The following is a 14045-nucleotide window of genomic DNA, read 5'->3' as shown; positions in this document are numbered from 1 at the left end:
CGGCAAAGGATGATTTCATGTTCATAACATGGTAAATTAGTAATGATAGGATTCCATCGCAAAAGGAAGGATGTGAGCGAGATGGAAAAACGCATTTTAGTCGTTGATGATGAAAAACCGATTGCCGATATTTTGCAATTTAATTTGCAAAAAGAAGGATATGAAGTCATTTGCGCCTACGACGGCGAAGAAGCGCTGCAAAAAGTTGAAGAAACGATGCCGGACTTGATTTTATTGGATATTATGTTGCCGTTAAAAGATGGCATGGAAGTATGCCGTGAAGTGCGGAAAAAGTATGATATGCCGATCATTATGCTGACAGCGAAAGATTCCGAGATTGATAAAGTGCTTGGGTTGGAGCTTGGTGCGGACGATTATGTGACAAAGCCGTTCAGCACGCGCGAGCTCCTGGCGCGGGTGAAGGCAAACTTGCGCCGCCATGCGCAAACGGCCAACCAAGAAGAAGGAGAAAACGAAACAAATGAAATCGTCATTGGCCCGCTCGTCATCCGTCCGGACGCGTATGTCGTGCAAAAGCGGGGGGAAACAATTGAACTGACCCACCGCGAATTTGAACTGCTTCATTACTTAGCGAAGCATATCGGCCAAGTGATGACGCGCGAGCATTTGCTGCAAACCGTCTGGGGCTACGATTACTATGGCGATGTGCGCACCGTGGACGTGACGGTAAGACGTCTGCGTGAAAAAATTGAGGACAACCCTTCCCACCCGAATTGGATCGTCACAAGACGGGGAGTCGGCTATTACTTGCGCAATCCGGAACAGGAGTCATGAGCCAGCATGAAAAAAGTAGGTCCATTCCGTTCGATTCATTTTAAGTTTGTCATCATTTATGTATTACTGATTCTCGTCGCCATGCAAATCATCGGCGTGTACTTCGTTCGCAAGCTGGAAACGGAGCTTGTGCAGAACTTTAAAAACTCATTAAACGAACGGGTGACCTTGCTCGCCTATAACGTCGAGCAGGCGATGAATCGGGAGCGCGATGAAAAAAGCCCGACATTGGAAGAAGACATCCGTTCGCTTCTTCATGATTTCGTTTCCCAAGACATTTCCGAAGTGCGCGTCATCGATGAGAAAGGGAAAGTGCTTGCGACATCCAATCCGTATATGCAAAACATCGTCGGAAAGCGGACGACCGAGATTTATGTAAAACGTTCCCTCGTCACCGGCGAAATCGTCGACCGGATGCTGCTCGATTCGAAAACAGGTCATCGCATGTACATTTCGTCGACTCCGATCAAAACGAGCGGCGAAATCAAAGGTGTCATTTACGTCATCGCCTCGATGGAAAACGTCTTTTCGCAAATGCGGCAAATCAATATGATTTTGGCGACCGGGACGGGGATCGCTCTCGCCATTACCGCCGTGCTCGGCATTTTTTTGTCCCGCACGATCACCCGGCCGATTTCCGATATGCGCCGGCAAGCGCTGGCGATGACGAGGGGAGATTTCTCCCGCAAGGTCAAAGTGTACGGCTATGATGAAATCGGCCAATTGGCGATGACGTTCAATAATCTGACCAAAAAACTGCAGGAAGCGCAGGCGACGACGGAAGGGGAACGGCGCAAGCTCGAGTCCGTCTTGACGCATATGACTGATGGCGTCATTGCGACCGACCGTCGCGGGCGCGTCATTCTCATTAACGATGCAGCGTTAAACATTTTGAATGTTTCACGTGAAACAGTGCTGTCGAGTTCGATCGTCGACGTGCTTGGCATTGCCGACCAGTATACGTTTGAAACGCTGCTTGAGGAGCGCGATTCGCTCATTTTAGATTTCAGCACGGATGAGGAACTGTATATTTTGCGCGCGTCGTTATCGGTGATTCAAAAAGAGGGCGGATTTGTCAACGGGTTGATCGTCGTTTTGCACGACATTACCGAACAGGAAAAAATCGACCGCGAGCGGCGGCAGTTTGTCGCCAATGTGTCGCATGAATTGCGCACGCCGCTCACCACGATGAAAAGCTACTTAGAAGCGCTCGCTGACGGCGCTTGGCAAGATAAAGACATCGCGCCGAGGTTCATTCAAGTCGTGCAAAATGAAACGGAACGGATGATTCGGCTTGTCAACGACTTGCTCCATCTGTCCAAGCTCGACAGCAAAGACTACAAGCTGAAGAAAACGTGGATCAATTTTTCAGCCTATTTCCATAAAGTCATTGACCGATTTGAGTTGACGAAAAGCGACAACATCCGGTTCGTTCGCAAAATTCCGCGCGAGGCGATTTTTATTGAAGTTGATGAAGATAAAATTACGCAAGTGTTAGACAACATTATTTCGAACGCTTTGAAGTACTCTCCGCAAGGAGGGACGATTACATTTCGCGTCCGCAAACTTGCTGATGAAATTATTGTCAGCGTCAGCGACGAAGGAGTCGGCATTCCGAAAGCCGACTTGGCAAAAATTTTCGAACGGTTTTACCGGGTCGACAAGGCCAGGTCGCGCAAATTGGGCGGTACGGGGCTTGGGCTGGCCATTGCCAAAGAAGTCGTTCTTGCCCATGGCGGGACGATTTGGGCAGAAAGCAAGGAGCATAAAGGAACGACGATTTATTTTACGCTGCCGCTAGAACGCGAGCAAAAGGATGACTGGTGCGATGTATGAAACGATCAAAACCATCGTGTTGACGTTGCTTGTGCTCATCAGCATTACCTTAACGTTTGCCTTATGGACATATCATCCGAAATACGACGTGCTGCAAAACGACGAATACATTCAACACGTCTCCGTGAGCAATACGCAAGTGGATACAGCGATGGTCGTGCAGCCAAAGCAGATTCTCATTCATAAAAACGGCGTCCCCTATGCTGTGACGAAAGACGAAGAGAAAAATGAAGTGCTGAAAGAAATGAGAAGATGGACGCTTGATGATTTCGAAGATGTTTCGTCTTCTGTTCCGCAAGGGAAGTTTTTATCGTTTTTAAACGGCAAAGAGCGGCTTGAGATCATTTACCCCGATGAGGTGCCGATCGACATATACCGATTGATTTTCACGATCGATGACAGGGGGCTCGACGGCTTGGCGTTTGACCGCCTGCTCGTCCCGCTCGGCGGGAAGGACGAGTTCCCCATCTACTTCATCGCGACCGACAAGCGCAAAATTTACAAGGCGATTGCCAGCGATGCCTCCTTATCGGCGATCGGCCGGCTGGCGAAAGAAGCGAGCCATTTTCCGCGTTATTTCGCTTATCCGGTCAGCGAAACGAAGCAGTTGTATTTGCCGGAAAAAGAAGTGGTGCTCAGCAGTCTGCAATATTATACCGACGAGCTGGACGCAGACAAGTTTAAAGAAGCGCTCTTTAGCGATCCAAGCTTTGTCAAAAAAGATTTGATTCCGTTTGGCGAAGAATATACAGACGGTTCGCGGCTGATGGACGTCGATTTTCTTCAACGGATGCTGCTGTATGTGAATCCAGCGGCGCGCGTCTCGAATATGGGACAAACGGAGCAAGAAACCCATATCATCCAAAAAAGCATTGATTTCGTCAATGAGCATGGCGGTTGGACGGATCTGTATCATTTCGCCCGCTGGAGCGAGGAGGATCGAAAAGTCACGTTCCGGCTTGTCGTCAACGGCTATCCAGTCTTTAATGAATACGGCATGTCAGAAATCGTGGAGACGTGGGGAGCGTCCGATTTGATGAAATACCAGCGTCCGCTCTTCCGCCTTGAAATCGCGGATCGCAACCGCACACCAAAAACGCTGCCGTCCGGCCATGAGGTCGTCAACTGGTTCGAACAGACGAAAGGCGTTCGCAAATCGCTCATCAAAGATATCGCCATCGGCTATGAGCTCATCAAAGATCCGGAGCGGGAAAAAGTCATCCGCCTTGAACCGGCATGGTTCTACTTGTACGGACAAACGTGGAAAAAGGTAAACATGGGCGATGAGGCGGGAGGAGGGGGAACAAATGGACTGGAGTAAAACGAAGACGATTTTTATTATCGTGTTCCTCATCCTCGACTGCTTTTTAGGCTATCAGTTTATGGAAAAACGAAACAGCAGCCAGCTCGATGTCATTTTGGAAACGACGATTGAAGAGCAGCTTGAGGCGAACGGCATTACGTATGTGGATCTGCCTAAAGAAGTGACGAAAGCGGCGTATGTCAGCGGCAAAAGCCGCTCATTCACCATGGCGGATGTAAAAAAGCTGCCCGGGCAAAAAGTGAAAATCGAAGGAGAAACGAAAGTCAAAGGGACGTTCATCGATCCGGTTGCGCTGCCGATTGACGATCCATACCAGCTGCGTGAGTTTTTGCAGCGCTACATCATCGGCGGCGGGCAATATGCCTTTTGGTCGTTTGATGAAAAACAAGGAATCTTGACCTGCTACCAAATGTATGACGGCAAGATGATTTACGGCAATGAAAACAGCAAGCTCGTCATCCATGTCAACGGGAGACGGGAAGCGCTGTCGTATGAACAGACGATGCTCAGCGACTTGGAAAAGTACGAGCGGAAGCAAGATATCGTCCCGGCGATTAAAGCCATTGAGACGTTGTACCGAAAAGGGCATTTGCAGCCGGGCGACCGCGTCACGAAAGTGGAGCTTGGCTATTACGGGCTTGTTCAATTTACTGCATCCCAAGTGTTGACTCCAACTTGGCATATTGTTGTCAATCGGAAGGAAGACTATTTCGTCAATGCGTTTGAAGGGCAAGTGATCAATGATCAAGGAAATGTGCTGGAGTGAAAGAACATGACGATGCGATTTAGTGTGCTGGCCAGCGGCAGCACCGGCAATGCCTTTTACATTGAGACAGACCGCCAGCGCCTGCTTGTTGACGCCGGTTTGAGCGGCAAGCAGCTTGAGGAGTTGTTTGCTGAGATCGGCCGCCATCCAAAGCAGCTTGATGCGCTGCTTGTCACCCATGAACATAGCGACCATATTAAAGGGCTCGGGGTGCTTGCCCGCAAGTATCGGCTGCCGGTGTATGCCAATGAAAAAACGTGGCGGGCGATGGAACAAACGGTCGGCGACATTCCGCCCGAGCAAAAATTTGTCTTTCCGCTCGGCGCGGTAAGGACGTTCGGCGATGTTGACGTCGAATCGTTCGGCGTCTCTCACGACGCCGCCGAGCCGATGTTTTACGTTTTCCACTATGAAGGGAAAAAGCTTGCGTTGCTCACCGATACCGGCTATGTGAGCGAGCGGATCAAAAAGACGATTGAAAACGCGGATGTGTTCGTGTTTGAAAGCAATCATGACGTCGGCATGCTGCGGATGGGGAGATATCCATGGAGCGTCAAGCGCCGCATTTTAAGCGATGTCGGCCATATTTCGAATGAGGAAGCGGGTTTGGCGCTTGCTGACGTGATCGGCGACCGGACAAAGCAAATTTATTTGGCCCATTTGAGCCAAGATAACAATATGAAAGAGCTGGCGCGCATGACCGTGACGCAAGTGTTGGAACAGAAAGGCTTAGCGGTCGGCGCCCGCTTTCGTTTGTATGATACCGATCCGCGTCGGGCGACGGCACTAGCGTATGTATAAAGCCCGTTTTGCCGAAACTGAGGGAGATACATTTGTTGGATTTTTTCTCCTGTTCATGATTTTAATGAGGGATGGAGACGAATGTGGAAAGGAGGGTGAGCATGGGATACTACGACGACCATTATGAGCCGTACGAACAAACGAGGAGGAAGCGGCGCAGCGGATCGTTTGTTTCCGCGCTTGTCGGCGCCGTGTTAGGAGGGCTGCTCGTCCTCATGTCCATTCCGGCGCTTTCCCGTTGGGATATCCTCCCGTATGATGTTGTGCCGAATCAAAGAGCAGAGGAAGAGCCAAAAACAGAGGAAAATGGAACTCCACCGATTCGGCAGAGTGTTTCCGTAGATGTGACGACGGCGGTGACAAAGGCGATCGACCAAGTGTCGGATGCGGTTGTCGGCGTTGTCAACATTCAAGAAGCCAGCTTCTGGTCGCAAGGAGGCGAGGCTGGCGTCGGATCGGGCGTCATTTACAAGAAAGCGGGAGGCCGGGCGTTTATCGTCACGAACCATCATGTTGTTGAAAACGCCAGTCAGCTCGAAGTGAGCCTCAAAGATGGGACGAGAGTGCCGGCGAAGCTGCTCGGCAGTGATGTGCTTATGGATTTAGCCGTCTTGGAAATTGACGCGAAGCATGTGAAAAAAGTCGCCCAGTTCGGCAACTCCGATACGGTGAAGCCAGGCGAGCCAGTCATTGCCATCGGCAACCCGCTCGGTTTGCAGTTTGCCGGCTCGGTGACACAAGGCATTATTTCCGGAACGAACCGGACGGTCGAAGTCGATTTGGACCAAGACGGCGCTCCAGACTGGAACGCAGAAGTATTGCAGACAGATGCGGCGATCAACCCGGGCAACAGCGGCGGCGCTCTTGTCAATATCAAAGGGCAAGTCATCGGCATCAACTCGATGAAAATCGCCCAAGAGGCGGTTGAAGGCATCGGGTTCGCGATCCCGATCAACACGGCCATTCCGATCATTTCGGACTTGGAAAAATACGGACAAGTGCGCCGTCCGTACATGGGCGTTGAACTTCGCTCGCTGAGCGACATCCCATCGTACCATTTGCAGGCGACGCTCCATTTGCCGCCGAACGTAACGGAAGGAGCGGCGGTCATTCAAGTCGTGCCGATGTCGCCGGCCGCACAGGCGGGCTTAAAACAGTTTGATGTCATCGTGGCGCTTGACGGCGAAAAAATCCGCAACGTGCTTGATTTGCGCAAATATTTGTATACGAAAAAATCGATCGGCGACCGGATGGAAGTCACGTTTTATCGTGATGGGAAAAAACGCACGGTCACGATGAAGCTGGCGCGTGAGTCGTATTAAACGAATGGAGGGAGCGAAAACGCTCCTTCTTTTTTCCACAAGGAGAGGGGCGAGAATGATGATATTCACATGTGAAGAACATGTCGACATCGCTATTGATCAATATGTAGATGAAACGGAACAGGCGCCGGATCTCCTGCCTGTGGACAACAGCGAAAAACAGTGCTATTTTTGCTCGAAACAAGCTGTATATGTCGTAGGAGGATAACAGTTTTTTCACAACATGTGGATATGTGTTGTGTATATGTGGATAAATCTTGTTGATAAGCTGTTTATAAGGCAGGGGTTGTTTGTGCATATTTCCATTGTCGCTGTGGGTAAATTGAAGGAAAAATATTTAATCGCTGGAATTAATGAATATACAAAGCGTCTGTCCGCATACGCCAAAATCGACATCATCGAAGTCGCTGATGAAAAAACGTCGGAGCGGGCGAGCGAACTTGAGGAGGAACAAATCAAAGAGCGCGAGGGAGGACGGCTGCTGGCGAAAATTCCGCATGACGCTCACGTCATCGCGCTCGCGATTGAAGGGAAGATGCAATCGTCCGAGCAATTCGCCGCCCGTCTCGATGAGCTCGCCACCTACGGCAAAAGCAAAGTGGTGTTCGTCATCGGCGGCTCGCTTGGCTTAAGCAAACAAGTGATGGCGCGCGCCGATGAGACGCTGTCGTTTTCGAAAATGACGTTTCCACACCAGCTGATGCGCCTCATTTTGCTCGAGCAAATTTACCGCGCATTTCGCATTAACCGCGGGGAACCGTATCATAAGTAAATGGGGTTTTTCCATTTCTTAGTTTCATGATGGGATGAAGACGTTCTATCGCAGATTTATCCATTACGGTTGAATATGGGGGATAAAGTATGAGACATTTGATTCAAATAGCCGTTGCCGCCAATGCAGCACAACGGCTATCCTTCATCAATCACCGTTTGTGTAATGATGAAGCGGTCTCATTATTTTATGGAAATCTTTTTCAATTAAGGAATTTTTAGGTTATTCACTCAAGGGGCGCCGCATTGGTTTGACAGATCGCGAATCTTGATTAAGGTGTTATGCCAAATGACGTTTAGGGAAATATAGCAGGAAAAGAGGGTTGCGCTAAGGAAAAGTCAGGGGAGAGCCGCCTAATTTATGCAACTCCCCCGCATTGGGCTGATACTTTATTTTTGCCGCTTTCTTTCGAACGGAGCAATAAATGGTCGGCATAAATGTACGCTTTTTCAATTGACATCGTTCCTTCTGCTTGACAAAAGTAAAGACCGAACGACGACGTATAGGCAATGGGACGTTTTGCCGCCATATAATCGACCAACACAGTGCTATGGCGCACTGCTTCTCGAATCTCCTCGACAAGCCGGACGCTCTCTTCAAATGTGCGATTACGCAAAAACATCGTAAATTCTTCACCGCCGCTGCGGAACAAAAAATCGCCCTCTTTGAGAAACTGTTTCAAGGTTGAGGCGAAATGGCGGATCACCTCGTCGCCGACGGCATGGTTATACGTGTCGTTGATCGTTTTAAAATTGTCGATATCGGCGACGACGACGCCAATCCATTCACCGGATCCGTTTAGCTTGGCGATCGTTTGATCCATGTAGGCGCGGTTATGGATGCCGGTCAAAAAGTCGGTGTAGGCCATTTTTTCGAAGTGGTCGCGTTCTAGTTTATGCTGGATGCTTTGCGATTTGGAAAAGAACGAGCGGCTGACGAAGTAATTCAGCAAAAATAAGCTCAAAAGCATATCCCACCGCTGTTCTTGCAAAAAGAGAAATAACAGACCGTTTGTCAGCGCCGTTTTTCCCATGTCCATCCAGCTTCTCGTCTTAATAAAATCCAACGCCTCGCGCTGTGTCTGAATGTCGCCGGTTATATAAAAAATGATGATCAGGCAACAGTCAGTCAAAAAGGAAACGACGATGACGAGCAGGAATAAAAGCAGCCAGAAGCCAATGAACGGAATAGACTGAAACAGCGGACCAAGGAGATTGTATAAGGCAAACGCGAGCGAATTGAACGTCACAAACGAGCCGATGTTGCACAATGTGTGCAGCCATTCATCGGGTTCCGCTGTTTTCAAATATTTTTTTGCTATATGTTCAGTCAAGCGAAACAACGCTTCAAAGATAAACAGCCCGAACGGGCCGGCAAATAAGGCGAACGATAAACTATAGTTAATGCCGTAATCAACGGGAATATTGTTTTTCGTTTTGTCTATGACGCGCAAGTGTGAATACAAGCTGGAAAACAGCCAATAAAACAGCAAAGCGATGACATAGGTGCGATCGAAGGAAGGCGGTTCTGACACAAAAACAACAACAATGGATGCGGAAAAAACAGCAAAAATCATCGGTCGTGCTCGGAGTAACATCACAGCTCTCTCTCCTATAAATCTGACCTCTGACAACTTCGGCGTTGATGAAGTGATTCCAAAAAAAAGAAAAGGAAGGCTGCTCACATGCCAGTGGCTTTCAGCAAAAATACGGATTATAGCCGGCGATGGCGAACGGTGAATTTGGAAACCGTCTTTTTTATAGAATCAAGATGTTCCCAATTGGAACAAACGAACATATGGTTACATCTATTATAGTACTATATACACAATTGTGAAAATAGACGAAATGGCATTGTTTTTCGCCTTTTTTCCACAAAATTTGACACATATTGAGTGAAAGTTGGTTCCAATCGATGCCGGTTCTTTCGTGAACTATACAGCTGGATCGTGCTTATTTCGCTGAATGAAAAGGGAAGCAGATAAAGCATAGGTGGTTCTTCCAGTACAGCTAGCGCGATTGCGGCGTTGTCGGCGACGGAAAGGCCGGAAATATCATATCGCCGAATCCGAATACGATTGCGGCGGCTGAGGTGTTTGGCGCTTCTCTTTTCCCGCTTATGACGGCTACGAGCAGCCATGGCTTGTTCGTGGCGTAAGTATGTTGGCGATTTGTTTGCGCTCAAAGGAAGCAGCGCTTCGGTTGGCGAACAACTTATAGTGGAGGCTATTGTCATCGTTTGTGCCAAGACAGCCGTTTCCGATGACTTTTCGTTTTCAAGGTTTGGATGGAGACAAAAGAGGAGGGAAAAAGAATGAAAATCGTTATTGCCCCTGATTCATTTAAAGAAAGCCTTTCTGCGCTCGAAGTCGCCGAGGCGGTCGAGCGTGGGTTTCGCACGGTGTTTCCGGAGGGGGAATACGTTAAGGTGCCGATGGCCGACGGCGGGGAAGGGACGGTGCGGTCGCTCGTTGATGCGACCGGCGGCCGCATCGTCGAAACGGAAGTGACCGGGCCGCTCGGCGAGCCGGTGCGGGCGTTTTTTGGTTTGCTTGGCGATGGGAAGACGGCGGTGATTGAGATGGCCGCCGCCTCAGGGCTGCACCTTGTCCCGCGCGACCGGCGCAACCCATTGGTGACGACGACGCGAGGGACAGGGGAGTTGATCCTTGCAGCGCTGGATGCCGGCGCCACCCACCTCATCATCGGCATTGGCGGCAGCGCGACGAACGACGGTGGGGCCGGCATGGTGCAGGCGCTCGGGGGAAGGCTTTTGGACGAAGACGGCTGCGACATCGGTCCGGGCGGCGGCGCGCTGGCCGATTTGCATGCGATTGACCTTTCCGGTCTCGACCCGCGTCTTGGGGGAGTCCGCATTGACGTGGCGTGCGACGTCGACAACCCGCTTACCGGTCCGAACGGAGCGTCGGCCATTTTCGGTCCGCAAAAGGGGGCGACACCGGACATGGTCGCCGTTCTCGACCGGAATTTGGCGCATTACGCAGATGTCATCCGACGCGATCTCGGCAAACAAGTCGGCGACATCCCGGGAGCGGGTGCGGCCGGCGGGTTGGGGGCGGGACTGCTCGCGTTTCTCCCGGCCGAGCTAAAGCGCGGCGTAGAGATTGTGATCGAGACGGTTCAGCTCGCGGAGCGCGTCAAAGACGCTGACTTGGTCATCACCGGCGAAGGGCGGATTGACGGACAGACGGTGTTCGGCAAAACGCCGATCGGCGTCGCCAAGACAGCGAAACAGTTCGGCGTCCCCGTCATCGGCATCGCCGGGTCGTTGGGCGACGACAGCGCCGTCGTGTTGGATCATGGCATCGACGCGCTGTTTACGATCGTGCCCGGCGTCGTGCCGCTTGAAAAAGCGTTGGAGCAGGCAGAACATTATGTGACACAAACGGCGCGGCATATTGCGTCCGTATACCGTCTTGGCCAAATAGGAAAACAATTCTTCCGTTAATATTTTCGACAAAAGAAGGGGCTGATCCAAAAAGGCGACGCCCCTTAAATGGAACACCATTCGGTCATTTTGTTTCTATGTACAACAGTAATGAGAACGGGTGTCCCAAAAGGATCAGGACACCCTCTTTCGTTTCTATATATACACACCGACCGCTTCTTCCGTACTATATTTTGTGTCTATCCTGAAGACAGACAGCCTTTTGGGACACCCGCGTTTATTTGCCTGTCCGCGGCCACGACGCGATCGCCTGGAGGGAGCCGCGAATGGTGAAACGGCCGAATTGATGCGGCAAAATGAAATGGTCGCCCCGGCGAAGCAAGTATGTCTGTCCTTTGCGGACAAGCTCGCCTTCGCCTTCGAGGATGCTGACGATGAGAAACGGTTTCGTCTGTTCTGACGCGAACGCGTCATGGACGTCCCATTTTTGGACGCCGAAGTAGTCTCCTTCCACGAAGGCCGTCACCGTCGCGCCGGGAAATTCGGCGACATGGGGGTGGACATCGATGTCGCGATGCGGGACGGTCGTGACGTCAATCGCTTTCTCGAGATGAAGCTCGCGCTTCCGCCCTTGGCTGTCGACGCGGTCGTAATCGTAGACGCGGTAGGTTGTATCTGAGCTTTGCTGCGTCTCAAGGACGAGCGTCCCTTCGCAAAGGGCGTGGATCGTGCCGCTTGGGACATAGAAGAAGTCGCCGGGGCGGATCGGCACTTTCCGAAGTAAACGATCCCATTCCCCCGCTTCCATCATCGCGCGCAGCTGCTCCTTCGTCTCGGCGTAATGGCCGTAAATGAGCTCAGCGCCCGGCTTGCAGTCGATGATGTACCAACACTCCGTTTTGCCGAGTTCTCCGCCTTCATGCGTTTTGGCGTATTCATCGTCCGGGTGGACTTGGACTGACAAGTCGGCGTTGGCGTCCAAAATTTTCGTCAACAGCGGGAAGCGGTCAGACGGGAAGTGGCCGAACAAATCGCGGCGTTCCTCCCATAATTGTCCGAGCGTCATCCCGGCAAACGGTCCGCGGGCGACGACCGTCTGCCCGTGCGGATGGGCGGACACCGCCCAGCATTCCCCTGTTTGCGAAGACGGAATGTCGTAGCCGAATCGTTCGGCGAGCTTCGTGCCGCCCCAAATCCGTTCTTGGAAGACAGGGGTGAGAAAAATCGGTTCAAGGTCCATGCGTCATCCCTCCCGAAAACATCATACAACATGCAGTCCACTCTAATTTTCATCTTATCATGAAATGCGCTATCGGCAAATGAAAACGATAAGGGGGTTAGGAACATACGCTCCCAACCCCCATTGGAACTCAAGGTCGACATGCCGATTGCGACGATGTTCTGCACGCGCCGCCGTCCTGCGTCAGCGCGTCACTTCGCGTCATCAAGTTCAATGCGCGCGAGCGGCTGTTTCGCCGGTCCTTCGATCACATCGCCATCGATCGAGAAGCGCGAGCCATGACATGGGCAGTCCCATGTCCGGTCGCCGCTGTTCCACTCCAGCTCGCAACCCATATGGGTGCACGTCGTGTCGACGACATGGAGCACCCCGGCTTCGTCCTTATAGGCGCCAGCCCGCTTTCCGTTGACCGAGACAACCGCCCCTTCGCCATGCGTCAAATCTTGCGGCCGGCGGACAACCGGTTCGATCTTTCCCTCCAGCAAATGTTTGGCGACGTCAAGGTTTGTCGTGAAAAACTGCTTCATGCTTGGATCAGCGTAAAAGCGCGACGGGGAGTACAAGTCGCGGTATCGGTTGTCGCGGTCGAGGATGAGGTCAGACAAAAGCATCCCGGCGACCGTCCCGTTCGTCATCCCCCACTTCCGGTACCCTGTCGCGACATAAATGTTTGGCGTCCCTGCCGTCATCGGGCCGATGTACGGCACTTTGTCCAGCGTCGTCAAATCTTGGGCGGACCAACGGTAACGGATGTCGTTCACCGTAAACAGCTGCGAAGCGAACGAGGACAGCGCCTCGTAATGACGCATCGTCGGCACGCCTTGGCCGGTTTTATGGTTTTCGCCGCCAATTAGGATAAGCGTCTCGCTGCCTGCCGCTGCGGAGCGGATCGAGCGTTTCGGTTCATCGGCGCTTAAATACATGCCGCCCGGGTACGGTTCAGTGATCGTCACTCCCAATACGTACGACCGTTCAGCGTACATGCGCGAAAAGTAAAACCCGCCGTCGTAAAACGGAAAGTGAGAACAGACGGCGACATGGTCGCACTCAACCCGTTTTTTGTCTCGCGTAATGACTGTCATCCTTTTTCCTTGTTCAATATCCGCCGCTGGTGTGTGTTCGTAAATGGCGCTGCCAGCCTGTGTGATCGAATCGACGAGTTTGGCCAAATATTTGAGCGGATGAAATTGCGCCTGCCTCTTCATCACGACCGCTGCCGCCACCGGCAGCGGGAGCGGGATCGACTCAACGAAGGCGCCGTCAATGCCGAGCCGTTCGTACGCTTCCCATTCTTTCACTAGTTTTTGGAAAGAAGAGGAAGACATCGTATAAATATAGGCATCTTGCTCGCAAAAGTCGCAGTCTATTTGTTGTTCTTCGATCGTGCGGCGGATAAACTGGAGTGCGTCCATGCAGGCGTCATAATAGAGTCGCGCCTTTTCTGCACCGAAATGGTTGAGAAATTCATCATAGACGAGATCGTGCTGGGCGGTGATTTTCGCTGTCGTATGGCCGGTCGTGCCGTTCAGGAGCCGGTCGGCTTCCAGAAGGGCGACGCGCGCCCCTTGCGCCGACAACAAATACGCTGTTGTAATCCCGGAAATGCCGCCGCCGATGACTGCGACGTCGGCGGAAATGTCCGCATCGAGCTTCGGAAACGACGGAAGCGAAACGGAGTCGCGCCAGTAAGGCTCTACGGTGGAAGGAAGGGACGACATGATTACCTCCTCCTTGCATGTCAATGTTGTCTTCTGTAGTTTTCCTTTTATCGGGCGAACTAT

12 protein-coding genes are annotated in these 14045 nt (G+C 51.6%); 9 read left to right on the top strand and 3 right to left on the bottom strand.

All coding sequences use genetic code 11. From position 1 onward, the window contains the following. The first annotated feature begins 81 nt into the window (after positions 1–81). The 8 genes from yycF (at position 82) to rlmH (ending at position 7616) form a co-directional block, all read left to right on the top strand. Positions 82–795: a response regulator YycF gene (gene yycF / locus DI44_RS15915; protein WP_011232938.1), complete on the top strand. Its 714-nt coding sequence runs from the start codon at positions 82–84 to the stop codon at positions 793–795. Between the two features lie 6 nt (positions 796–801). Continuing rightward, positions 802–2631 (top strand): cell wall metabolism sensor histidine kinase WalK, encoded by a 1830-nt coding sequence (gene walK / locus DI44_RS15920; protein ID WP_011232937.1) that lies wholly within the window; start codon positions 802–804, stop codon positions 2629–2631. Then, a complete protein-coding gene (gene yycH, locus DI44_RS15925; RefSeq protein ID WP_011232936.1) occupies positions 2624–3952 on the top strand; it encodes a two-component system activity regulator YycH in 1329 nt (442 codons plus the stop codon). Before walK ends, yycH begins: the two co-directional genes overlap by 8 nt. Next, positions 3939–4721 (top strand): two-component system regulatory protein YycI, encoded by a 783-nt coding sequence (locus DI44_RS15930; protein WP_011232935.1) that lies wholly within the window; start codon positions 3939–3941, stop codon positions 4719–4721. Before yycH ends, DI44_RS15930 begins: the two co-directional genes overlap by 14 nt. Before the next feature lie 6 nt (positions 4722–4727). Beyond that, the gene (locus DI44_RS15935) at positions 4728–5522 is read left to right on the top strand and encodes an MBL fold metallo-hydrolase (protein WP_011232934.1); all 795 of its coding nucleotides are present in this window, start codon (positions 4728–4730) and stop codon (positions 5520–5522) included. 101 nt (positions 5523–5623) lie between these two features. After that, the gene (locus DI44_RS15940; protein ID WP_011232933.1) at positions 5624–6844 is read left to right on the top strand and encodes a trypsin-like peptidase domain-containing protein; all 1221 of its coding nucleotides are present in this window, start codon (positions 5624–5626) and stop codon (positions 6842–6844) included. 55 nt (positions 6845–6899) lie between these two features. Then, positions 6900–7052, top strand: coding sequence for a CxxH/CxxC protein (locus DI44_RS17645; protein ID WP_011232932.1), 153 nt, complete (start codon positions 6900–6902; stop codon positions 7050–7052). An 84-nt stretch (positions 7053–7136) separates the two neighbouring features. Then, on the top strand, positions 7137–7616 hold the full coding sequence (rlmH, locus tag DI44_RS15945; RefSeq protein WP_021321295.1) for a 23S rRNA (pseudouridine(1915)-N(3))-methyltransferase RlmH: 480 nt from the start codon (positions 7137–7139) through the stop codon (positions 7614–7616). Positions 7617–7974: 358 nt separating this feature from the next. On the opposite strand, the gene DI44_RS15950 is transcribed toward rlmH, so the two are convergent. After that, positions 7975–9213, bottom strand: coding sequence for a GGDEF domain-containing protein (locus DI44_RS15950; protein ID WP_031205532.1), 1239 nt, complete (start codon positions 9211–9213; stop codon positions 7975–7977). Between the two features lie 716 nt (positions 9214–9929). Here DI44_RS15950 and DI44_RS15955 point away from each other — a divergent pair. Beyond that, positions 9930–11084: a glycerate kinase gene (locus tag DI44_RS15955; protein WP_011232929.1), complete on the top strand. Its 1155-nt coding sequence runs from the start codon at positions 9930–9932 to the stop codon at positions 11082–11084. Between the two features lie 217 nt (positions 11085–11301). Here DI44_RS15955 and manA read toward each other — a convergent pair whose 3' ends face one another. Both manA and DI44_RS15965 read right to left on the bottom strand, forming a co-directional pair. Beyond that, a complete protein-coding gene (manA, locus tag DI44_RS15960) occupies positions 11302–12264 on the bottom strand; it encodes a mannose-6-phosphate isomerase, class I (RefSeq protein WP_021321297.1) in 963 nt (320 codons plus the stop codon). Between the two features lie 191 nt (positions 12265–12455). Beyond that, positions 12456–13982 (bottom strand): FAD-dependent oxidoreductase, encoded by a 1527-nt coding sequence (locus DI44_RS15965; RefSeq protein ID WP_021321298.1) that lies wholly within the window; start codon positions 13980–13982, stop codon positions 12456–12458. Positions 13983–14045: the final 63 nt, after the last annotated feature.

The organism is Geobacillus sp. CAMR5420 (assembly GCF_000691465.1).
Classification (GTDB): Bacteria; Bacillota; Bacilli; order Bacillales; family Anoxybacillaceae; genus Geobacillus; species Geobacillus thermoleovorans.
The sequence above is the reverse complement of the archived record's forward strand: the minus strand, read 5'-3'. Positions and strand labels throughout refer to the sequence as shown.